General features: G+C 63.7%; 19 protein-coding genes. 16 read left to right on the forward strand and 3 right to left on the reverse strand.

Annotated features, from left to right (window positions below):
• The first annotated feature begins 74 nt into the window (after window positions 1–74).
• Genes ACN9M1_RS06060 through ACN9M1_RS06070 form a run of 3 tightly spaced genes read left to right on the forward strand, consistent with a single transcriptional unit; the run spans window position 75 to window position 1,824 of the window.
• Window positions 75–839: a DUF2589 domain-containing protein gene (locus tag ACN9M1_RS06060; protein WP_426398249.1), complete on the forward strand. Its 765-nt coding sequence runs from the start codon at window positions 75–77 to the stop codon at window positions 837–839.
• A complete protein-coding gene (locus ACN9M1_RS06065; protein WP_426398251.1) occupies window positions 836–1,288 on the forward strand; it encodes a lysozyme in 453 nt (150 codons plus the stop codon). Before ACN9M1_RS06060 ends, ACN9M1_RS06065 begins: the two co-directional genes overlap by 4 nt.
• Before the next feature lie 26 nt (window positions 1,289–1,314).
• Window positions 1,315–1,824, forward strand: a complete 510-nt coding sequence (locus tag ACN9M1_RS06070; protein ID WP_426398252.1) for a hypothetical protein — start codon at window positions 1,315–1,317, stop codon at window positions 1,822–1,824.
• Window positions 1,825–1,846: 22 nt separating this feature from the next.
• Here ACN9M1_RS06070 and rnhA read toward each other — a convergent pair whose 3' ends face one another.
• Window positions 1,847–2,302, reverse strand: coding sequence for a ribonuclease HI (gene rnhA, locus ACN9M1_RS06075; protein ID WP_426398254.1), 456 nt, complete (start codon window positions 2,300–2,302; stop codon window positions 1,847–1,849).
• Window positions 2,303–2,357: 55 nt separating this feature from the next.
• The gene (locus tag ACN9M1_RS06080; protein WP_426398255.1) at window positions 2,358–3,263 is read right to left on the reverse strand and encodes a class I SAM-dependent methyltransferase; all 906 of its coding nucleotides are present in this window, start codon (window positions 3,261–3,263) and stop codon (window positions 2,358–2,360) included.
• Here ACN9M1_RS06080 and gloB point away from each other — a divergent pair.
• The 8 genes from gloB (at window position 3,262) to ACN9M1_RS06120 (ending at window position 14,402) form a co-directional block, all read left to right on the forward strand.
• Window positions 3,262–4,101: a hydroxyacylglutathione hydrolase gene (gloB, locus tag ACN9M1_RS06085; RefSeq protein WP_426398257.1), complete on the forward strand. Its 840-nt coding sequence runs from the start codon at window positions 3,262–3,264 to the stop codon at window positions 4,099–4,101. The genes ACN9M1_RS06080 and gloB overlap by 2 nt on opposite strands.
• A 139-nt stretch (window positions 4,102–4,240) precedes the next feature.
• Window positions 4,241–5,785, forward strand: a complete 1,545-nt coding sequence (locus ACN9M1_RS06090; RefSeq protein ID WP_426398259.1) for a transglycosylase SLT domain-containing protein — start codon at window positions 4,241–4,243, stop codon at window positions 5,783–5,785.
• Between the two features lie 145 nt (window positions 5,786–5,930).
• The gene (gene prpE / locus ACN9M1_RS06095; protein WP_426398261.1) at window positions 5,931–7,829 is read left to right on the forward strand and encodes a propionate--CoA ligase; all 1,899 of its coding nucleotides are present in this window, start codon (window positions 5,931–5,933) and stop codon (window positions 7,827–7,829) included.
• Window positions 7,830–8,150: 321 nt separating this feature from the next.
• Window positions 8,151–9,287 carry a glutamine-hydrolyzing carbamoyl-phosphate synthase small subunit gene (gene carA, locus ACN9M1_RS06100; RefSeq protein ID WP_064802661.1) on the forward strand — a complete coding sequence of 379 codons (1,137 nt, stop codon included), beginning with the start codon at window positions 8,151–8,153 and terminating at the stop codon, window positions 9,285–9,287.
• Between the two features lie 16 nt (window positions 9,288–9,303).
• Complete coding sequence (gene leuE / locus ACN9M1_RS06105) at window positions 9,304–9,978, forward strand: leucine efflux protein LeuE (RefSeq protein WP_426398263.1); 675 nt, start codon at window positions 9,304–9,306, stop codon at window positions 9,976–9,978.
• A 16-nt stretch (window positions 9,979–9,994) separates the two neighbouring features.
• Entirely contained in the window at window positions 9,995–13,240 is a 3,246-nt protein-coding gene (gene carB, locus ACN9M1_RS06110) for a carbamoyl-phosphate synthase large subunit (protein ID WP_426398265.1), read from the forward strand.
• A gap of 195 nt (window positions 13,241–13,435) precedes the next feature.
• Window positions 13,436–13,912 carry a transcription elongation factor GreA gene (greA, locus tag ACN9M1_RS06115; RefSeq protein ID WP_426398267.1) on the forward strand — a complete coding sequence of 159 codons (477 nt, stop codon included), beginning with the start codon at window positions 13,436–13,438 and terminating at the stop codon, window positions 13,910–13,912.
• Between the two features lie 22 nt (window positions 13,913–13,934).
• Entirely contained in the window at window positions 13,935–14,402 is a 468-nt protein-coding gene (locus ACN9M1_RS06120) for a DUF4149 domain-containing protein (protein ID WP_426398269.1), read from the forward strand.
• Between the two features lie 53 nt (window positions 14,403–14,455).
• Here the strand turns inward: ACN9M1_RS06120 and ACN9M1_RS06125 are convergent, their stop codons facing one another.
• On the reverse strand, window positions 14,456–14,956 hold the full coding sequence (locus ACN9M1_RS06125; protein ID WP_426398271.1) for a YhbY family RNA-binding protein: 501 nt from the start codon (window positions 14,954–14,956) through the stop codon (window positions 14,456–14,458).
• A gap of 96 nt (window positions 14,957–15,052) precedes the next feature.
• Here ACN9M1_RS06125 and ACN9M1_RS06130 point away from each other — a divergent pair, with 96 nt between their 5' ends.
• The 5 genes from ACN9M1_RS06130 to pstS all read left to right on the forward strand — a co-directional run bounded on the left by ACN9M1_RS06130 (window position 15,053) and on the right by pstS (window position 21,414).
• The gene (locus ACN9M1_RS06130; RefSeq protein WP_426398272.1) at window positions 15,053–15,718 is read left to right on the forward strand and encodes an RlmE family RNA methyltransferase; all 666 of its coding nucleotides are present in this window, start codon (window positions 15,053–15,055) and stop codon (window positions 15,716–15,718) included.
• Window positions 15,719–15,850: 132 nt separating this feature from the next.
• A complete protein-coding gene (gene ftsH / locus ACN9M1_RS06135) occupies window positions 15,851–17,734 on the forward strand; it encodes an ATP-dependent zinc metalloprotease FtsH (protein ID WP_426398274.1) in 1,884 nt (627 codons plus the stop codon).
• 144 nt (window positions 17,735–17,878) lie between these two features.
• Window positions 17,879–18,742 (forward strand): dihydropteroate synthase, encoded by an 864-nt coding sequence (folP, locus tag ACN9M1_RS06140; protein ID WP_426398812.1) that lies wholly within the window; start codon window positions 17,879–17,881, stop codon window positions 18,740–18,742.
• 107 nt (window positions 18,743–18,849) lie between these two features.
• Window positions 18,850–20,193: a phosphoglucosamine mutase gene (gene glmM / locus ACN9M1_RS06145; RefSeq protein WP_426398276.1), complete on the forward strand. Its 1,344-nt coding sequence runs from the start codon at window positions 18,850–18,852 to the stop codon at window positions 20,191–20,193.
• Between the two features lie 189 nt (window positions 20,194–20,382).
• The gene (gene pstS, locus ACN9M1_RS06150) at window positions 20,383–21,414 is read left to right on the forward strand and encodes a phosphate ABC transporter substrate-binding protein PstS (protein ID WP_426398278.1); all 1,032 of its coding nucleotides are present in this window, start codon (window positions 20,383–20,385) and stop codon (window positions 21,412–21,414) included.
• Window positions 21,415–21,533 lie beyond the last annotated feature (119 nt).

Genomic DNA, 21,533 nt, shown 5'->3' on the forward strand with positions numbered 1-21,533 from the left:
CGGCTGGCGTCGTGACGGGCGCACGCATGCCGCGCGCCACCGATTGACTCGATCAATCCGACCGACCCGACACCATGTTCAAACTCTTCAGCCGCCGCCGGCGTGATGACGATCGTGCGTCGTCAGCGCCCGCAGACACACCACCTGCGCCGCCGTTTGCCCCCACGCCATTCCACAGCACGCCGCCCGACGCGCCCGCTGCCGAGGCATCGCCTCCGTTGCCGCCTATTTCCCCGCCGCCCAGTGGCGATGGTGGTGCCGGCGGGGGCAGTGGCAACCACGGTCATCCAGGCCTCAACGGCCTGACGCTCGATGACATCACGCGCGGCATGCAGCACGCAGCGTCGTCGGCCAACCAGATGCTGGCGCAGCAGTACACCGCGCTGCTCGACCAGTTTTTCGATGCCGACGAAAACGGCACGCTGGTCGCCCGCGAAGTGGAACTCGCCCTCGACAGCCAGCATCGACTGGCGCTGCCGCTGGTGTCATTTGCGATGCCGCGTGGCCTCGCGCTCGACGAGATGACCGTGAACATGACCGTGCGCAGCGACATCGCCGAGACCCTCCCCGCACAAGGTCAGGGCGCGGGCGGTGTCGGCCGGTTCTACGTCTCGCTGGCGCCGCATTCGAGCCGAGGGGCTGGTGACATGCGCGGCCGCGACAGCGAGCACATCGACATCGAGATGAAGTTCACCGCGCTGCAGCCACCCGAGGCAGTGATGCGGCTGATTGACGAATACACGAACCGGCTGCTGCCGCGACCCGTCCAGCCCGCTTCCGGCGCCACGCCCGATGCCACCCCCAACACCGCCCAGCAACCTCCAGGAGCAGAGCAATGAGCACTGAGCACAACCCGCGCACCACTGGCGAGCAAGGTCTCGCGCTGATCAAGGAATCGGAAGGCCTGCGCTTGTCGACGTATCTGGATGCGGTCGGCAAACCGACCATCGGCTACGGCCACCTGATCCGCCCGGGCGAAACCTTCAAAGGCCCGATCTCACAGCAGCAGGCGGAAGCACTGCTGCGCAAGGATTTGGCCGACACCGAGCAGGGCATTGCCAAGGCGGTGCGCGTGTCGATCACACAGGGGCAGTTCGATGCGCTGGCGTCGTTTGTCTTCAACCTGGGGGCGGGGCGGCTGCGCTCATCGACGCTGCTGCGCAAGCTCAACGCGGGTGACTACGCCGGCGCGGCCGACCAGTTCTTGCTGTGGGACAAGGCCGGCGGCAAGCCGCTCAAGGGCCTGACCAAGCGCCGCCAGGCCGAACGCAAGTTGTTTCTGTCCTGACCTTCACACCACCGAGGAGATCTGCCATGCGTACCGAACCGCTGCCCGCCATCCCCACCGTACCGTCGCGTCGTTTGCGTGGGCTGTTGATCTGGGCCATCGCCACCGCTGTCGCCATTGGTGTTTCGTATGCACGTGCGGCGGATGCGCCGCCCACCTGCACAGCGGAAGCCGAGCGACTGAACGCAGAACTCGCCAAGCAAGCCTTGCCGCGCCTGACGCCGCAAGGGGTGGCCTACCTGGCCGAGACGCTGAACACGCTCACCATGTACGGCCGCCTGCCCAATCGCTACGACCCTGAAGGCAAGGTTGATTGGCCTGATGGCGCCAACCGCCCGGCCTTGCTCATCAAGCGCAGTGTGGGCGGTGGCCCATGGGGTCAGACCGGTTGGCTACAGGCGGATGTCGATGATGGGTTAGGCAAGCGCGGCCCGCTGCGGTTGATTTATGCCCGCGATGGCGTGCCGCAGTTCCTGACAACGACCGCGCCGGGCGCACCGAGGGTACCGGCACAGCGTTGCACGGACCCGTCGTAGATCGGCAAGGGGAGGGAGGGCGTCAGGCGCCGGCCTGCGTGGCCTTGCGCGCCATTTCGACGCCCTTGTTGGCCAGCGCATCGGCGCGCTCGTTGCCGGGGTGGCCGGCATGGCCCTTCACCCAGTGCCAGCTCACGTCGTGGCCGACAACGAGTTCGTCGAGCGTGCGCCACAGGTCGTCGTTCTTCACAGGCTTCTTGTCGGCGGTTTTCCACCCGCGCGCCTTCCAGCCGGCCAGCCATTCGCTGATACCTTTTTGCACGTACTGCGAATCGGTATAGACCTTCACCCGGCACGGCCGCTTGAGTGCACGGAAGGCCTCGATCACGGCCATCAGCTCCATGCGGTTGTTGGTGGTGACGGCTTCACCGCCAAAGAGTTCTTTCTCGTGGCTGCCAGAGACGAGCACGGTGCCCCAGCCGCCAAGGCCAGGGTTGCCCTTGCATGCGCCATCGGAATAGACGGTGACTTCCTGCATGAAAACGATTGGTAAAAGGTGAGTGAGGGGTCAGCGAGGACGCTGCGCTCAGGCGTCAGGCGCCCGATTGGCCATCGCGCGCGGCTGCTGGTGGTGTCTTGGTCGAATGCGAGCCGGAGGGCGTGGCAACCGGCGTACCGGCCGGCACCAGGGCGGATGCCTTGCGCGTCTTCCATGCCGGCCCGACCAGTCGCATGCCGCGCACGCGCTTGACTGCCTGCAGCATGTAGACCGCGCCGAAGATCGGCCACCAGCGGTCGCCGGCTTTCTCCATGAAGGCCGTGCGCTGCAACCATTTGTCGGTGCGATTGGGTGGGCAGTAGCAGCCGAAACGGCCGCGCACAATATCAAATCCGAGCAGCTTGAGCCAGTCTTTCAGGCGCGTGAACGCGATCATCTGGCTCTGCGCGGGCAGGAACGATTCGGTACCCAGGCGGCGCATGCCTTGCCGCACGCCCCACAGGCTCAGCGGGTTGAAACCGGTAATGACGAGCCTCCCTTCGGGCATCAGCACGCGCGCGACCTCGCGCAGCACTTCGTGCGGGTCGTCGGTAAATTCGAGCACATGGGGCAGAGCGACGAGGTCGATGCTTTGGGAGGCAAAGGGCAGTTCGTCGTAACGGCAGATGACGCGGGGCTTGGCCTGGCGCAGCGGGGTATTGGGGTCGGATTCCCCTTCGGCAGCATCGGCGGGCTCGGCCGGGTTGCCGTCCATCGAATCCAGCGTTTCGGTCGGGGCGGTGGGGTCGATATCGTCCACCACACGGGCAATCAGCGGAATGCGGTTTTCACGCAGCGCGCCAAAACCGGGGTGGCCAAGTTGCAGCGCGTGAAAGCCAAACATGTCGGCCACGGTGCGGTCGAACTGCGCCTGCTCCCACCGCAGGACGTATTGCCCGGGCGGCGAAGCGAGCCAGTGGTGCCAATCTATAATGCGACGATCGTTAGAGGGGTCGGACATGGTCCAGAGTGGTGTGCCGCATGGTGTGGCGCTTGAAGTCGAAGCGATCGCTGCGTTTTCCGACAATTATATTTGGGCACTTCACGATGGCCGTGTGGCTGCGGTCGTCGACCCAGGTGATGCGGAACCGGTCCTGCGCTTCCTGAAGGCGCGCGGGCTTGCGCTCGGTGCCATTGTAATCACACATCATCATGCGGATCACGTCGGCGGGGTGGCGGAACTCGTTGCGGCGTATCCGGAGAATCCCGAGGGTGCCCCCCTGCTGGTGATCGGCCCGGCCGGCGAGTCGATTCCATGCCGGACACAGGCGGTGCGCGAAGGCGATGTTGTGACGCTCGCACAGCCGGCGGCCACGTTCCGCGTCATCGACGTCCCTGGCCATACCAGCGGGCACGTTGCCTACGTTGGCCACCTGCAAGGAGACGGCGCTCCCGAAAGCCTGTTCTGCGGCGACACACTCTTTGCCACCGGCTGCGGCCGCCTCTTCGAGGGCACGCCCGCGCAGATGCGCACGTCGCTGGCAAAGTTGGCCGCCTTGGCGCCCGATACACGTGCTTACTGTGCGCATGAATACACTGCATCGAATGTCCGCTTTGCGCGCGCCGTCGAACCCGGCAACGCCGCGCTCGCCGTGTGGGAGGATGAAGTAGCGGCGCTGCGGGCGGAAGGGCGCTCCACGGTGCCCACCACCGTGGGCCACGAGCGTGCGACCAACCCATTCATGCGATCGGACGAGCCCGAAGTGATTCAGGCCGTGGCCGATCACGCTGGTATCGATGCGGCGGACCCGGTCGCGGTATTCGCTGCTTTGCGTGAGTGGAAGAACGGTTTTCGTTGAGCCCGCTGGGCGCGCGGGGTGTGGAGTGGCGCGCCGTGACGCCTTTGCCCCGGCAAGCGCCGGGTGAACGCGGGTTGACGCGGCTGGATGCCTTCCATACTATCGGGGGCAATTTTTAGCCCCAACCCCTCAGAACTTGATGCGATCCGTGCGACTTCTTGCGGCATCTGTGCTCAGTCTGCTTCTCGCGGCCTGTGCTACGGCTCCCGCGCCGAACGCCGACACCGCCAGCACAAACGCCTCTGCCTCTGCGACCAGCCAAAATGCGCCGGTCGTCAATGTTGACCAGCAGCCTGTGGCGTCCCTGAAAGGGCCTGCCAAGGATCTCTGGGCGCGCATTCGCCAGGGTTTCTCCATGCCCGATCTGCAAAGCTCGGCCGTGGATGAGCGTACCGACTGGTATGCGCAGCGCCCGGAAGCGTTCCGCCGCATGGTGGACCGCTCGAACCGGTACCTGTATCACATTGTTGAAGAGCTGGAGCGGCGCAACATGCCCACCGAACTGGCCCTGCTGCCGTTCGTGGAAAGCGCGTTCAACCCCCAGGCAGTGTCGAGCGCCAAGGCGGCCGGGATGTGGCAGTTCATCCCGAGCACTGGCCGAACCTACAACCTCAAGCAGAACGTCTTCCAGGACGAGCGCCGCGACGTGCTGGCCTCGACCGACGCCGCGCTGGACTACCTCTCCAAGCTGCACGACCAGTTTGGCGACTGGCAACTCGCGCTGGCCGCCTACAACTGGGGCGAAGGTTCGGTTGCGCGGGCGATTGCCCGTAACCAGGCCGCCGGTTTATCGACGGATTACGTCAACTTGAACATGCCCGCCGAGACGCGCATGTACGTGCCCAAGCTCCAGGCGGTCAAGAACATCATCGCCAATCCGGAGCGCTACAACGTCTCGTTGCCGGACATCCCGAACCACCCGTACTTCGTCACCGTCACCACCTCGCGTGATATTGACGTGACGCTGGCGGCCAAGCTGGCCAATCTGCCGATGGACGAGTTCAAGGCGCTGAACCCGTCGTTCAACCGGCCGGTGATTCTGGGCGCGTCGAACCCGCAGATCCTGCTGCCGTACGACAACGCGGAAACGTTCCAATACAACCTGAACACGTATCGCGGCGGCCTGTCGAGCTGGACGGCTGTGACGGTCGGCAATCGCGAACGTGTGGAAGCCTTGGCGGCGCGGTTGAAGGTCGACCCGGACACTATTCGCGAGATCAACCGCATTCCGAAGGGCATGCGGCTGAAGGCGGGCTCCACCGTGGTGGTGCCGCGTACCGATGGCGCCAAGGAGGACACCCCCGACATCAGCCCCGAGCTGGCCGAGAACGCCACCATGGCGGTTGAGCCCGACATGCCTGATCTGAGGAAGGTGGTGGTGCGTGCGGGCAAGCGCGATACTGTCGCGGGTCTGTCGCGCCGCTATGGCGTGTCGGTTGCGCAGATTCGTGCGTGGAACCAGCTGCCCGGTGATGCCATCCCCCGCGGGCACAACGTCGTGCTGATGCTGCCGCAGACGCGCGGCGGCGCTCGGAGCGGCCAGGCGCGGGTGGTGCGTGTGTCGGCTGCCGGGGCCCGTGCCCCACTTGCGACCGCACGTGCGCCGGCGGCCAAGGTGGCAGGCAAGCCCGTGGTCAAGGCAAAGCCAGTGGCGAGCACATCGGCCAAGCGCAAGAAGCACTGAGATTGGTACGAGAAAACGGCGTCCTGCGGGGCGCCGTTTTGCTTTTGGGCGGCGGGTAAGACCTGCGTAAGTTCGCGGCCTCAAAGTTGGCGCATTCGACACATCAAGATCGAGCCATCGCACACGATGGCCAGGAGACAACGTCATGCCCATGTCCGCCGCGTATCGCGCGCTGTATCAGCGTTCCATTGACGACCCTGCCGGCTTTTGGGGTGAACAAGCCCAGCGCATCGACTGGCAGACGCCATATTCCGCCGTGCTCGACGATTCGCGCTTGCCGTTCGCGCGCTGGTTTGTGGGTGGGCGCACCAACCTGTGCCACAACGCCGTTGACCGGCACCTTGCCACGCGCGGTGAGCAGCCCGCGCTGGTGTATGTCTCCACCGAAACCGGCATCGAGACCACTTACACGTATCGCCAGCTCTATCGCGAGGTCAATCGCATGGCGGCCAGTCTGCAGGCGCTGGGTGTCAAGCGCGGCGACCGTGTGCTGATCTACCTGCCGATGATTCCTGAGGCAGCCTTTGCCATGCTGGCGTGCGCACGCATCGGCGCGATTCACTCGGTTGTGTTCGGCGGTTTCGCGTCCAATAGCCTCGCCACGCGCATCGACGATGCCACGCCGCGCGTGATCGTCAGTGCCGATGCGGGTTCGCGTGCGGGCAAGGTGGTGGAGTACAAGCCGCTGCTCGATGCTGCCATCGACCTTGCCGCGCACAAGCCCGAGCGTGTGCTGCTGGTCAATCGCAAGCTCGCGCCCATGCAGCATCACCCGCGTGATGTCGATTACGCCACGCTCGCTGCGCAGCATGCCGACGCAGACGCGCCTTGCGAATGGATGGAATCGAGCGAGCCGTCGTACATCCTCTACACCTCGGGCACGACCGGCAAACCGAAAGGCGTGCAGCGCGATACCGGCGGCTATGCCGCGGCGTTGGCGGCGTCCATCCCGCTCATCTTTGGCGCGCAGGCCGGCGACACGATGTTCACCGCATCGGACGTCGGTTGGGTCGTGGGGCACAGCTACATCGTCTACGCGCCGCTGCTCGCCGGCCTGACGACCGTCATGTATGAAGGCACGCCCATCCGGCCCGATGGTGCGATCTGGTGGCGCATCGTCGAGCAATACCGCGTGAACGTGATGTTCACCGCGCCCACGGCCATTCGCGTGCTCAAGAAGCAAGATCCGGCGCTGCTGCAGCGGCATGATCTGTCCAGCTTGCGTCGCCTGTTCCTGGCCGGCGAGCCGCTGGACGAGCCAACCGCAAGCTGGATCGGTGAAGCCGTGCACAAGCCGATCGTCGACAACTACTGGCAGACGGAAACCGGCTGGCCGATGCTGGCGATTCCGCAGGGCGTCGAGCCCTCCACGCAAAAGCTCGGCTCGCCCGGGTTTCCGGTGTATGGCTACAAGCTCGACATCCTGGATGAAGCGACCGGCGAACCCTGCGCCCCCGGCGAGAAGGGTCTGCTTGCGGTCGCCGCGCCGTTGCCGCCGGGCTGCATGACAACGGTCTGGGGCGACGACGCGCGTTTCCTGAAAACGTACTGGTCCGCGTTCCCCGGCCGGCACATCTATTCCAGCTTCGATTGGGGTGTGCGCGATGAGGAGGGCTACGTCACCATCCTCGGCCGCACGGACGACGTCATCAACGTCGCCGGCCATCGCCTGGGCACGCGCGAGATCGAAGAGAGCCTCTCGTCGCATCCGGCCATCGCGGAGGTGGCGGTGGTTGGCGTGGCGGACCAACTCAAGGGGCAGGTGGCGATGGGGTTTGCCATCGTGCGCGACGCGTCGCGAGTCGCTGAGCCTGCAGATCGGCTGACGCTGGAAGGCGAACTGATGCGCACGGTGGAGGCGCAATTGGGAGCCGTGGCGCGGCCGTCACGCGTGTTTTTCGTCAATGCGCTGCCCAAGACGCGCTCGGGCAAGCTGCTGCGCCGCGCGATGCAGGCCGTGGCCGAAGGCCGTGATCCGGGCGATTTGACGACCATTGAAGACCCGACCGCGCTGGCGCAGGTGCAAGCGGCAATGCAGGGGTAGCAACGCAAAGAAAAGTGACGTGCCCGCCAGTCTGGAGGCGGGTCGGCGACACAGGCGGGCCGTCACGACCCGTCGATAAGTCCTTCCTTTCATTGAGTTTTTTGTGGCGTGACGGTATAATTTTCAGGTTTGAGTTCAGAAACCCATCACCCTAGCGCCAACCGCTTCCTACCTCCCGCCTACCGCCCCGTCTTGCCTCGTTTTCTGGTGAATGTCGCCCCAGTTTCGACGCGCAAACGGCCCGGATTCCGCACAGCCGGAATTCCGCTTCGGCGCCAAGGCGATCAGGTCGGCACAGGGTGAATCCAGCAGGAGCTACCCGTGTTGCCGTCTTTCCCGCCCGCCATTCTTGCGCTTGCAGACGGCACGGTCTTTCGTGGCTATTCCATCGGTGCGGCCGGTCATACGATCGGCGAAGTGGTGTTCAACACCGCCATCACCGGCTATCAGGAAATCCTTACCGATCCGAGCTACTCGCGCCAGATCGTCACGCTCACGTACCCGCATATCGGTAACGTCGGCGTGAACCGTGAGGACGTCGAAGCCACGAAAGTCCATGCCGCCGGCCTCATCATCAAGGATCTGCCGATCCTCGCGTCGAACTTCCGCAAGGAACACTCGCTCTCGCACTACCTGAAGGGCGAGAAGGTTGTTGCCATTGCCGGTATCGACACCCGCAAGCTGACCCGCATCCTGCGCGAGAAGGGCGCCCAGAACGGCTGCATCCTGGCCGGCGAAGACAACGTGCAGAAGGCCATCGACCTAGCGCGCTCGTTCCCGGGCCTGTCGGGCATGGATCTGGCGAAGGTGGTGTCCGTCACCGAGCCGTACGAGTGGACCCAGACCGAATGGGAGCTCGGCCGCGGCTACGGTAAGCAGGAAGCCCCGAAGTACCACGTGGTTGCGTATGACTTCGGCGTCAAGTTCAACATCCTGCGCATGCTGGCCGAGCGCGGCTGCCGCGTGACGGTGGTGCCGGCGCAGACCAGCGCTGCCGATGTGCTGGCGCACAACCCGGACGGCGTGTTCCTGTCCAATGGCCCTGGCGATCCGGAGCCGTGCGATTACGCCATCGCGGCTGCCAAGGAATTCCTGGACCGTCGCCTGCCGACGTTCGGCATCTGCCTGGGGCACCAGATCATGGGCCTGGCCGTCGGCGCCAAGACGCTCAAGATGAAGACCGGCCACCACGGTGCCAACCACCCGGTCAAGGATCTGCAGGACGGCCGCGTGGTCATCACCTCGCAGAACCACGGCTTTGCGGTGGACCCGGACTCGCTGCCGGCCAACGCACGCGTGACGCACGTCTCGCTGTTCGACGGCACGCTGCAGGGCTTCGAACTGACGGACCGCCCGGCATTCTGCTTCCAGGGTCACCCGGAAGCCTCGCCTGGCCCGCACGACATTGCGTATCTGTTCGACCGCTTCACCGCGGCGATGGACGCAGCCAAGCAGTAAGGCAAACGAGATCGCCATGAACGCCTTCATGCTCGCCCACTTCGGCATCACCGAGTTCTGGACTTTCCTGCTCGGCACGATCTTCATCGTGCTGTTGCCGGGGCCCAACTCGATGTACGTGCTGTCGGTGGCGGCCCGTCGCGGTGTGCGCGCGGGCTACCAGGGCGCATGCGGCGTGTTCCTGGGCGATGCCATCCTGATGGTGCTGTCGGCGGCGGGCGTGGCTTCGCTGCTGAAGGCGAGTCCGGCGCTGTTCTACGTGGTGAAGTACATCGGCGCGGCCTACCTGTCGTGGATCGGCCTGCAGATGCTGCGCGGCGCGGTACGCAGCTGGCGTGCTCGCAAGGCCGGCGAGTCGGTCGAGCAGAACGCGGCGCCAGCCGATGAATCGCATCCGTTCAAGAAGGCACTGATCATCAGCCTGCTGAACCCGAAGGCGATCCTGTTCTTCATCTCGTTCTTCATCCAGTTCGTCGATCCGCACTACGCATTGCCGGTGGTGTCGTTCGTCGTGCTGGGACTGGTCTGCCAGATCTGCAGCTTCCTGTACCTGACCACCATCATCTTCGTGGGCGCGCGGCTGGCCGCGGCGTTCCGCGCGCGACGACGTTTGTCTGCTGGTATGAGCAGCGGCGTCGGCGCCATGTTTATCGGCTTTTCCGCCAAGCTGGCGACGGCCACACTGAATTAATCGAATCGAGCGGGTTATGCCAAAACGTACAGACATTAAAACCATCCTGATCATCGGCGCGGGTCCGATCATCATCGGCCAGGCGTGCGAGTTCGATTACTCCGGCGCGCAGGCTTGCAAGGCGCTCCGTGAAGAAGGCTTCAAGGTGGTCCTGGTCAACAGCAACCCGGCCACGATCATGACCGACCCCAGCACGGCCGATGTGACCTACATCGAGCCGATCACCTGGGAAGTGGTCGAGCGCATCATCGCCAAGGAGCGCCCGGACGCGATCCTGCCGACCATGGGCGGCCAGACCGCGCTGAACTGCGCGCTGGACCTGCACCGCCACGGCGTGCTGGCCAAGTACAACGTCGAGCTGATCGGCGCATCGCCCGAGGCCATCGACAAGGCCGAAGACCGCCAGAAGTTCAAGGACGCGATGACCAAGATCGGCCTGGGTTCGGCCAAGTCGGGCATTGCGCATTCGATGGACGAAGCCGTGGCCGTGCAATCGCACATCGCCAAGGAAACCGGCACGAGCGGCTACCCGATCGTGATCCGTCCGTCGTTCACGCTGGGCGGCACGGGCGGCGGCATCGCCTACAACCGCGAAGAATTCGAAGAGATCTGCAAGCGCGGTCTCGACCTCTCGCCGACCAACGAGCTGCTGATCGAAGAATCGCTGCTCGGCTGGAAGGAATACGAGATGGAGGTGGTGCGCGACAAGGCCGACAACTGCATCATCGTCTGCTCGATCGAAAACCTGGACCCGATGGGCATCCACACCGGTGATTCGATCACCGTGGCGCCGGCGCAGACGCTGACCGACAAGGAATACCAGATCCTGCGTAACGCCTCGCTGGCCGTGCTGCGCGAGATCGGCGTGGACACGGGCGGTTCCAACGTGCAGTTCTCGATCAATCCGAAGGACGGTCGCATGATCGTCATCGAAATGAACCCGCGTGTGTCGCGTTCGTCGGCACTGGCTTCGAAGGCCACCGGTTTCCCGATCGCCAAGGTCGCGGCCAAGCTGGCCGTGGGCTACACGCTGGACGAGCTGAAGAACGAAATCACCGGCGGCGCGACCCCGGCGTCGTTCGAGCCGTCGATCGACTACGTGGTCACCAAGGTGCCGCGCTTCGCGTTCGAGAAATTCCCGCAGGCCGACAGCCACCTCACCACGCAGATGAAGTCGGTGGGCGAGGTGATGGCCATGGGCCGTACCTTCCAGGAGTCGTTCCAGAAGGCACTGCGCGGCTTGGAAGTCGGCGTGGATGGTCTGGACGAAAAGTCGACCGACCGCGACGAGATCATCGAAGAGATCGGCGAAGCCGGCCCGGACCGCATCTGGTATCTGGGCGATGCATTCCGCCTGGGTCTGTCGATCGACGAGGTCTACTCCGAGACCGCCGTTGACCCGTGGTTCCTCGCGCAGATTGAAGACATCGTCAAGACTGAAGCGCTGGTCAAGGCCCGCACGCTGGATAGCCTGTCGGCTGCCGAACTGCGTCTGCTCAAGCAGAAGGGTTTCTCCGATCGCCGCCTGGCCAAGCTGATGAAGACGACGGCCCAGGCCGTGCGCGAGAAGCGTATCGCCGAGAAGGTCCGCCCGGTCTACAAGCGCGTGGACACCTGCGCTGCTGAATTCGCCACGAACACCGCGTACCTGTACTCAACGTACGAAGCCGAGCACGGTGAGTGCGAAGCCGAGCCGACCAACAACAAGAAGATCATGGTGCTGGGCGGCGGCCCGAACCGGATCGGCCAGGGCATCGAGTTCGACTACTGCTGCGTGCACGCCGCGCTGGCACTGCGCGAAGACGGGTACGAGACCATCATGGTCAACTGCAACCCGGAAACCGTCTCGACCGACTACGACACGTCCGACCGCCTGTACTTCGAGCCGGTGACGCTGGAAGACGTGCTCGAGATCGTCGACAAGGAAAAGCCGGTCGGCGTGATCGTGCAATACGGCGGCCAGACCCCGCTGAAGCTCGCGCTCGACTTGGAAGCCAACGGCGTGCCCATCATCGGTACGTCGCCGGACATGATTGATGCGGCCGAAGACCGCGAGCGCTTCCAGAAGCTGCTGCACGAGCTGGGCCTGCGTCAGCCGCCCAACCGCACCGCGCGTGCCGAGGACGAAGCCCTCAAGCTGGCCGAAGAAATCGGGTACCCGCTGGTGGTGCGCCCGTCGTACGTGCTGGGTGGCCGTGCGATGGAAATCGTGCACGAGCCGCGCGACCTCGAGCGCTACATGCGCGAAGCCGTGAAGGTCTCGAACGACAGCCCCGTGCTGCTCGATCGCTTCCTGAACGACGCCATCGAATGCGACGTGGATTGCATCTCCGACGGCAAGAACGTTTTCATCGGCGGCGTGATGGAGCACATCGAGCAGGCTGGCGTGCACTCGGGCGACTCGGCGTGCTCGTTGCCGCCGTACTCGCTGTCGCAGGCGACCGTTGACGAATTGAAGCGCCAGACCGCCGCCATGGCCAAGGCCCTGAACGTGGTCGGCCTGATGAACGTGCAGTTCGCCATCCAGCAGAAGGGCGGCGAAGACATTGTCTACGTGCTGGAAGTGAACCCGCGTGCATCGCGTACGGTGCCGTACGTGTCGAAGGCGACCGGTATTTCGCTGGCCAAGGTGGCTGCGCGCTGCATGGCTGGTCAGTCGCTGGAGTCGCAGGGCGTCGAGCACGAAGTCGTGCCCGACTACTACAGCGTCAAGGAAGCTGTGTTCCCGTTCAACAAGTTCCCGGGCGTTGATCCGGTGCTTGGACCGGAAATGCGCTCCACCGGTGAGGTGATGGGCGTCGGCAAGACCTTCGGCGAGGCGCTGTTCAAGAGCCAGCTTGCCGCCGGTTCGCGCCTGCCTGAAAAGGGCACTGTGCTGATGACGGTCAAGGACAGCGACAAGCCGGCCGCGGTGGAAGTGGCCCGCGCCCTGCATACGCTGGGCTACCCGATCGTCGCCACGCGCGGTACGGCCTCGGCCATCGAAGCCGCCGGCATTCCGGTGCGCGTGGTCAACAAGGTGAAGGATGGTCGCCCGCACATCGTCGACATGATCAAGAACGCCGAGATCGCCCTCGTGTTCACGACGGTCGACGAGACGCGTACTGCGATTGCCGACTCGCGCTCGATCCGCCAAGCGGCTCTGGCGCAACGCGTGACGTACTACACCACCATCGCCGGCGCACGCGCTGCGGTGGAAGGTCTGAAGCACATGCAGAATCTGGATGTGTACGACCTCCAAGGTCTGCACGCCACTCTGTAAGGCCATCGTCAGACCCCGCGACGCGGCATAGCGTCGCGGTGAACCGACCGGAGAGGGGCAGTTGCCGCCTCCGGGCGGTTCGCCTACACTACAGCGTCCGTGTCAAAACAACGACAGCCGCCGTCAGGCGGGTGTGCGCTACGCGCCCTCCCGCTTCGCAGCGGCTGATTTTTTTGTGATTTCGAATTACTCGCTATGAGCACCATTCCCATTACCAAGCGCGGTGCCGAGATGCTCAAGGAAGAGCTGCAGCGCTTGAAGACCAAGGAGCGTCCGGCCGTCGTCAACGCCATCGCTGAGGCGCGTGCCCAGGGCGATCTGTCCGAAAACGCGGACTACGATGCCGCCAAGGAGCGCCAGGGCTTCATCGAAGGCCGCATCCAGGAAATCGAAGGCAAGCTGTCCGCTGCGCAGATCATCGATCCGTCCTCGCTGGACGCTGAAGGTCGTGTCGTTTTCGGTGCCACCATCGATCTGGAAGACCTGGATTCGGGCAAGCCCGTCACATACCAGATCGTTGGTGATGACGAAGCCGATCTGGAAACCGGCAAGATTTCGATCAGCTCCCCGATTGCCCGTGCGCTGATCGGGAAGTCCGAAGGCGACGTCGCCACCGTGGTCGCCCCGGGCGGCGAGCGCGAGTACGAAGTTCTGGCCGTCAAGTACCTTTAATCTGACTTCGGAGTCAGCCACCATGCCGCAGCGCTTCTTCCAGTTGCTTGCCACGGTGTGGTGCGGTTCGCTCTGGACCATCGGCTACGTCGCCGCGCCCACGCTGTTTGCCATGCTGGAAGATCGCCAGTTGGCGGGCGCGATCGCCGGGCGGTTGTTCCATGCGGAGGCGTGGATCGGCCTCGCGAGCGGCTGCCTCCTGTTGTTGGCGGCGACGGCGTTAGTGCGGCGCGAGCAGGGTGGTTACAAGCCGTTGCGCTGGCTGGTGCTGGGGATGCTGGTATGCGTGCTGGTCGGCTATTTCGGGCTGCAGCCGTTCATGGCGTCGTTGCGTGAACAAGCTGCAGCGCAGGGCTTGGCCGTGGGCGATTCGGCTTACCGTGCGCAGTTCGGCATGCTCCATGGCGTGTCCAGTGCGTTCTATCTGGTCCAGAGCCTGCTCGGTCTCGCGCTGATCTGGAAGGCGGCCGGCGTCCGGCAGGCTTCCTAAGGCACAAAAAAAAGACCGGCTGAGACGCCGGTCGTTTTGTGTGCAGCCTTGAATCAGGACAGCGCCTTCTTTTTCTGGCTGGCTTGACGCGGTTTGGCACGCTTGACGTTGCCGCCCGCCGTGACACGCTCGTTGCCAAGCACGCTCAGGCGGACCGGCTTCGGGCGGCGGGCGCTGTTCGGATTGGGTTTGCGGACCGTGACCGAACGCGGGCCGGCACCCACCATGGTCTTGCGTGGTGGCTTGAGGTCCTTCGGTTGGTTTTCCTTCAGGTAGGCCGGACCTTCGCGCCAGATCACCAGCAGCTTGCCGATGTGCTGCACGGGAGCAGCCTGCAGCCGGGCGCAGATGGTGTCGTAGATTTCGATGCGCGCTTCGCGGTCGTCGCCGGCCACGCGGACTTTGATCAGTTCGTGGGCTGCCAGTGAGCGGTCGATTTCGGCCAGAACGGCCTTCGTCAGGCCCTCCGCACCGATGATGACGACCGGATTCAATGCATGCGCTTCCGAGCGCAGTTCCGATCGCTGGGCAGGGGTGAGGGTGAGGGCGGGCATAAATAAGGGCGGGATCGCAGAAAAAGACAAACGGCGCGTATTATCCGCCAAAATCAGTCCAAGCCGCCATGTTTAGGCAGTTTGGCAATCCATTCGATGGCAAAGAACAAATTCAACCAGTCGTGGCTGCACGACCATATCAACGATCCGTATGTCAAGCTGGCGCAGCGCGAGGGCTATCGCGCGCGCGCTGCCTACAAGCTCAAGGAGATCGACGAGCAGGACAAGCTGATCAAGCCGGGCCAGGTCATCGTTGACCTCGGTGCCGCGCCGGGCAGTTGGAGCCAGTACGTGCGCAACAAGCTGGCCGCCTCGCCGCGCGCCAAGGATGGCCGCATTGACGGCGCCATCGTCGCCATCGATATCTTGCCGATGGAAGCGATTGCCGACGTCGAGTTCATCCAAGGCGACTTCCGCGAGGATGAGGTCTTCCGGCAACTGGAAGAAATCGTGCTGGAAGCCACGGGCGGAGGCAAAGTCGACCTTGTTTTGTCCGATATGGCCCCCAATCTGTCCGGAGTGGCGTCGGCGGACGCCGCGCGCATGGAGCACATCGCCGAACTGGCCGTGGAATTTGCCATGGCGCACCTGAAACCTGAAGGTGCACTGCTGATCAAATGTTTTCACGGCAGCGGCTATAGTCAGATCGTCGAGATGTTCAAGCGCCATTTCAAGATCGTGGCGCCGCGCAAGCCTAAGGCCTCCCGCGACAAATCGTCCGAGACGTTCCTGCTGGGCCGACAGCTCAAGCATCCGGGCTGACGGACGATAGTCAGGAAAGGCGCTCGGTGCGAGGTTGCGTTGCCGATGGTCTTGCGGGCAATCAACCTACGGCGGTATCCGTGCATTACAATGCCAAGCATCCCGTCAAGGCATTTCTAAAGGAGTCTCGCCTTGAATAACAACTGGTTTCAGAAGGCGGCCATCTGGTTGGTGATTGCCTTGGTGCTGTTCACCGTCTTCAAGCAGTTCGACAAGCCACGCGCTCAAGAAGGCGTGACGTACTCGCAATTCATGGATGACGCGAAGGCCGGCAAGGTCAAGCGCGTAGAAGTGCAGGGGCGTACGCTGCTGGTCACGCCCAACGAGGGCAACAAGTATTCGATCATCTCGCCGGGCGACATCTGGATGGTCGGCGACCTGATGAAGTACGGTGTGCAGGTGACGGGTAAGGCCGAAGACGAGCCGAATATGCTCTATTCGATACTTACCTACCTGGGCCCGACGCTGCTGATCATCGTGTTCTGGTTCTACATGATGCGGCAGATGCAGGGCGGCGGGAAAGGCGGCGCCTTCTCGTTCGGCAAGTCGCGCGCGCGGCTGATCGACGAGAACAACAACAGCGTCACGTTTGCCGACGTGGCCGGTTGCGACGAGTCGAAGGAAGAAGTCGTCGAGCTGGTCGACTTTCTCAAAGATCCTCAAAAATTCCAGAAGCTGGGCGGGCGTATTCCGCGCGGCGTGCTGCTGGTGGGCCCCCCGGGCACCGGTAAGACGCTGCTGGCACGCGCCATCGCCGGCGAAGCCAAGGTGCCGTTCTTCAGCATCTCCGGGTCGGATTTCGTTGAAATGTTCGTGGGCGTGGGCGCGGCCCGTGTGCGCGACATGTTCGAAAACGCCAAGAAGCAGGCACCTTGCATCGTCTTCATCGACGAAATCGACGCGGTCGGTCGTCATCGTGGCGCTGGCATGGGCGGCGGCAACGACGAGCGCGAGCAGACCCTGAACCAGATGCTGGTTGAGATGGACGGCTTCGAGGCCAACTCGGGCGTCATCGTGATTGCGGCGACCAACCGTGCGGACGTGCTCGATAAGGCGCTGCTGCGTCCGGGTCGCTTTGACCGCCAGGTCTACGTTGGCCTGCCGGATATCCGTGGTCGCGAGCAGATTCTCAAGGTGCACATGCGTAAGGTGCCCATTGGCAACGACGTGGATGCATCGGTGTTGGCACGCGGTACGCCGGGCTTCTCGGGCGCGGATCTGGCCAACCTGGTTAACGAAGCTGCGCTGTTTGCTGCCCGCCGTAACAAGCGTGTGGTCGACATGCAGGACTTCGAAGACGCCAAGGACAAGATCTACATGGGTCCGGAGCGCAAGTCCGCTGTGATCCGTGAAGAGGAGCGCAAGGCCACGGCGTACCACGAGTCGGGTCACGCTGTGGTGGCCAAGCTGCTGCCGAAGGCCGATCCGGTGCACAAGGTAACGATCATGCCGCGCGGTTGGGCGGGTGGTCTGACTTGGCAGCTGCCTGAGCACGACAAGCATTACGCCTACAAGGACACGATGCTTGAAGAGATCGCCATCCTGTTCGGCGGTCGCGCTGCGGAAGAGGTATTCCTGGGCGCGATGAGCACTGGTGCCTCGAACGACTTCGAGCGTGCCACCAAGATGGCCCGCGACATGGTGACGCGCTACGGTATGAGCGACACGCTCGGTACCATGGTCTACGTTGATACGGAGCAGGACGGCTTCTTCGGTCGCATGGCTTCGAAGACGGTGTCCGAAGCGACGCAGCAGAAGGTGGACTCGGAAATCCGTCGTATCGTGGACGAGCAGTACACCCTGGCCAAGGGCCTGCTGGAATCGAACCGCGACAAGGTGGAGGCGATGACCGCCGCGCTGCTCGAATGGGAAACCATCGACGCGGACCAAGTCAACGACATCATGGACGGCAAGCCGCCGCGCCCGCCGCGCTACGGGTCCACCGGCGGTGGCAGCACGCCGCCGGGTGGTGGCACTCCGGCCGTGAATCCGGGCAATGTGCCTGCCACGGCATGATGATCACGTAGTTTGTTGCCCAAGCGGTGACGCAGAAGAGCCGGTGCCAGCGCACCGGCTTTTTTGTGGCTGCCATTTTTAGCGTGCCTCGCGTAGCATTCCGGTCCTGCGCTGCATTCTGCCTCGTCTATCTTGTTTGCCTTCATCCCGACCACAACGCATTTCCAGTGCGGCCGTTTTCGTTATCCGCGTCATCGGCGCCCGCTGGTCATGGGCATTCTTAATGTCACGCCGGACTCGTTTTCCGACGGCGGTCAGCATGCGACGCGCGACGCAGCATTGCGTCATGCGGAGCAACTGATCGCCGAGGGCGTCGACATGATTGACATCGGTGGTGAGTCGAGCCGCCCAGGTGCCGCGCCGCTCGGCTTGCAGGAAGAACTTGACCGGGTCATGCCGATCGTTGAGGCGCTGCGCGATTGCGGCAAGCCGCTGTCGATCGACACCTACAAACCCGAGGTGATGCGCGCCACGCTGAACGCCGGCGCGGATCTCATCAACGACATCTGGGGCTTCCGGCGCCCGGGTGCGATCGAGGCGATCGCGACGGGTAGCGCCGGCCTGTGCGTGATGCACATGCAGCGCGATCCGGAAACCATGCAGGAATCGCCGAGCTATGCGGATTTGATGGGCGAGGTGGCGGCGTTCCTGCGCACGCAAGTCGAGGCGCTCATGGCGGCCGGCGTGACGGCGGAGCGCATCTCGCTTGACCCGGGATTTGGCTTTGGCAAGACGCCGAATCACAATCTCACGATGCTCAATCGCTTGGTGGAGTTCGAACAGATTGGCTTGCCATTGCTCGCCGGCTTGTCACGCAAATCGACGCTGGGCGCGGTGCTCGGCGGCAAGCCCCCGGCAGAGCGGGTGACGGCCAGCGTGGCGGCAGCGCTGCTGGCCGCCGAGCGGGGCGCGTTCATTGTGCGTGTGCATGATGTGCAGCCGACAGTGGAAGCCCTGCAGGTCTGGTGGGCTATGCGCCACGAACGCGTCGATCCGCCGCTGGAATGACAACCGCCCCGGCCTCGCGCGGTCGGGGGTCGAGCGAACAGACGATTGCCCGGCTGTGTCCGGCGCCTTACAAACAGAGAAAGCAACATCTTCAGGAGAGATTCCCCATGTCCAGGAAGTATTTCGGCACCGACGGTATTCGCGGACGCGTCGGCGAAAGCCCGATCACGCCGGATTTTGTGCTGCGCCTCGGTTATGCCGCCGGTCGGGTGCTGGCGCATGGCAATGAAGCGCACGGCCATGGACGCCCCACGGTGCTGATCGGCAAGGACACGCGCTTGTCGGGCTACATGCTGGAAGCGGCGCTGGAAGCGGGCTTTACGGCGGCTGGGGTGGACGTACTGATGAGCGGCCCGCTGCCCACGCCTGGTGTGGCGTATCTGACGCGCGCTCTGCGCCTGTCGGCGGGTGTGGTGATCTCCGCATCACACAACCCGTACTGCGACAACGGCATCAAGTTCTTCTCGGCCACGGGCGACAAGCTGCCCGATGAGACCGAATTGGAGATCGAAGCGCAGCTGGAAAAGCCAATGGAATATGCGGCCTCCGACGCGCTGGGCCGCGCGCGCCGCATCGACGATGCCGCTGGCCGCTACATCGAGTTCTGCAAGAGCACGTTCCCGAGCGACCTGAACCTGTTCGGCATGAAAGTTGTGCTGGACAGCGCGCATGGCGCGGCCTATCACATTGCGCCGCATGTCTTCCATGAGCTGGGAGCGGACGTGGTCTCCATCGGCAACCAGCCGAATGGCCGCAATATCAACGACGGCTATGGCGCTACGGCACCGGCCAAGCTGGTCGAAGCCACGCGCGAGCATGGCGCCGACATCGGTCTGGCGTTCGACGGCGATGCCGATCGCCTGCAGGTGGTCGACCGCAACGGCCGCCTCTACAACGGCGATGAACTGCTCTACGTGATGGTGCAGGCGCGCCGCGCCGCCGGTTTGCCGGTGCAGGGCGCGGTAGGCACACTGATGACGAACCTGGCCGTGGAGCTGGCCCTTAAGGCGCAGGGCGTTGAATTTGTGCGCGCCAAGGTGGGCGACCGCTACGTGCTGGAAGAGCTGAAGAAGAACGGCTGGCTGCTGGGTGGCGAGGGCTCGGGCCACTTGCTTTGCCTGGACAAGCACAGTACGGGCGACGGCATCATCTCGGCACTGCAGGTACTGGCGGCATTGTGCCGCAGTGGCCAGACCCTGGCGGAAATGCTCGACGGCGTGCGCCTGTTCCCGCAAAAGCTCATCAACGTGCGGGTGGAAAAGGGCTTCGATTGGAAGTCGCACACGGGCCTGCAGGCCGCCCTCAAGACGAGCGAGGCTGAGCTGGAAGGCAAGGGCCGCGTGCTGATCCGCCCCTCTGGCACCGAGCCGGTCGTGCGCGTGATGGTGGAAGCCCAAGACGCCGAACTCGCAAACCAACATGCGGAGCGCTTGGCGGCGACATTTCAGTGACACTGCCGCGTCAAGCGAATGCCTCTAAAGCGACCTACGGGTCGCTTTTTTTATGCGCGCGAGGCGACTTTCGTGTCTTACAGAGCAGTTATAAGAAGTTTCTGTGTTGTCACGGAACTGTCATTTAGGCGGCCTAAAGTTCGGGTGTCAAAAATTTGTCATCGCTCAACCGCTCCTCGGAGAACACACATGAAACTGGTTAAGACCGCGATCGCGGGCGTCGTCTCGCTGGCTATCGTTGGTGCTGCGTTTGCTGCCGACATTACCGGCGCTGGCGCTACCTTTCCGGCTCCTGTCTACAGCAAGTGGGCTGACGCCTATCAAAAGGCGACTGGCACGAAGGTGAACTACCAAGCCATCGGCTCGGGTGGTGGCATCAAGCAGATCACGGCCAAGACGGTCGACTTTGGCGCATCGGACATGCCGCTGAAAGACGCCGATCTGAACAAGGACAACCTGGTGCAATTCCCGACCGTGATTGGCGGCGTGGTGCCGGTGATCAACCTGCCGGGCGTGAAGGCGGGCGAACTGATGCTCAACGGTGACGTGCTGGGCAAGATCTACCTGGGCGAGATCAAGAAGTGGAATGATCCGGCCATCGCCAAACTGAACCCGAAGGCCAAGCTGCCGGACCAGGACATCCTGGTGGTGCGCCGCGCTGACGGCTCGGGCACGTCGTTCATCTTCACGAACTACCTGTCGAAGGTGAATGCCGAGTGGAAGAGCAAGGTGGGCGAAGGCACGACCGTGAACTGGCCGATCGGTACGGGCGGCAAGGGTAATGAAGGCGTGGCTGCGTTCGTGCAGCGCCTGAAGGGCGCGATCGGCTACGTTGAGTACGCCTACGCCAAGCAGAACAAGATGACGCACGTGAACCTGCAGAACAAGGCCGGTAACGTGGTGCAGCCGACCGCCGACGCCTTCAAGGCCGCGGCTGCCGGTGCAGACTGGAACAAGTCGTTCTACCAGATCCTGACGGACGAGCCGGGCAAGGACGCATGGCCGATCGCTGGCGCAACGTTCATCCTGCTGCACAAGACGCAGGACAAGCCGGCGCAAGGCGCTGAAGTGATGAAGTTCTTCGACTGGGCCTACAAGGGCGGCGACGGCGCAGCCAAGGACCTGGACTACGTGCCGCTGCCGGACGTGGTGAAGAACCAGATCCGCGCGACGTGGAAGTCGAGCGTGAAGGACGCATCGGGCAAGGCGATCTACAACTGATCGTTGCCGCTGCATCCGTGCTCGTCAACACATGCAGCACAGGGCGCGGGCGGTGTCGTTTGGCGGCCCGCGCCATTTCAACGCTTCTTTCACGGCTCTCACGGCTAACTGGTGTCCCT

The organism is Ralstonia sp. R-29 (assembly GCF_049913345.1).
GTDB lineage: Bacteria > Pseudomonadota > Gammaproteobacteria > Burkholderiales > Burkholderiaceae > Ralstonia.

Bases quoted from the DNA above. Each gene is read 5' to 3' on its own strand.
- ACN9M1_RS06060 (WP_426398249.1), top strand. From the start codon at position 75: ATGTTCAAACTCTTCAGCCGCCGCCGGCGTGATGACGATCGTGCGTCG.
- ACN9M1_RS06065 (WP_426398251.1), top strand. From the start codon at position 836: ATGAGCACTGAGCACAACCCGCGCACCACTGGCGAGCAAGGTCTCGCG.
- ACN9M1_RS06070 (WP_426398252.1), top strand. From the start codon at position 1,315: ATGCGTACCGAACCGCTGCCCGCCATCCCCACCGTACCGTCGCGTCGT.
- rnhA (WP_426398254.1), bottom strand. From the start codon at position 2,302: ATGCAGGAAGTCACCGTCTATTCCGATGGCGCATGCAAGGGCAACCCT.
- gloB (WP_426398257.1), top strand. From the start codon at position 3,262: ATGGTCCAGAGTGGTGTGCCGCATGGTGTGGCGCTTGAAGTCGAAGCG.
- ACN9M1_RS06080 (WP_426398255.1), bottom strand. From the start codon at position 3,263: ATGTCCGACCCCTCTAACGATCGTCGCATTATAGATTGGCACCACTGG.
- ACN9M1_RS06090 (WP_426398259.1), top strand. From the start codon at position 4,241: ATGCGATCCGTGCGACTTCTTGCGGCATCTGTGCTCAGTCTGCTTCTC.
- prpE (WP_426398261.1), top strand. From the start codon at position 5,931: ATGCCCATGTCCGCCGCGTATCGCGCGCTGTATCAGCGTTCCATTGAC.
- leuE (WP_426398263.1), top strand. From the start codon at position 9,304: ATGAACGCCTTCATGCTCGCCCACTTCGGCATCACCGAGTTCTGGACT.
- carB (WP_426398265.1), top strand. From the start codon at position 9,995: ATGCCAAAACGTACAGACATTAAAACCATCCTGATCATCGGCGCGGGT.
- greA (WP_426398267.1), top strand. From the start codon at position 13,436: ATGAGCACCATTCCCATTACCAAGCGCGGTGCCGAGATGCTCAAGGAA.
- ACN9M1_RS06120 (WP_426398269.1), top strand. From the start codon at position 13,935: ATGCCGCAGCGCTTCTTCCAGTTGCTTGCCACGGTGTGGTGCGGTTCG.
- ACN9M1_RS06125 (WP_426398271.1), bottom strand. From the start codon at position 14,956: ATGCCCGCCCTCACCCTCACCCCTGCCCAGCGATCGGAACTGCGCTCG.
- ACN9M1_RS06130 (WP_426398272.1), top strand. From the start codon at position 15,053: ATGGCAAAGAACAAATTCAACCAGTCGTGGCTGCACGACCATATCAAC.
- glmM (WP_426398276.1), top strand. From the start codon at position 18,850: ATGTCCAGGAAGTATTTCGGCACCGACGGTATTCGCGGACGCGTCGGC.
- pstS (WP_426398278.1), top strand. From the start codon at position 20,383: ATGAAACTGGTTAAGACCGCGATCGCGGGCGTCGTCTCGCTGGCTATC.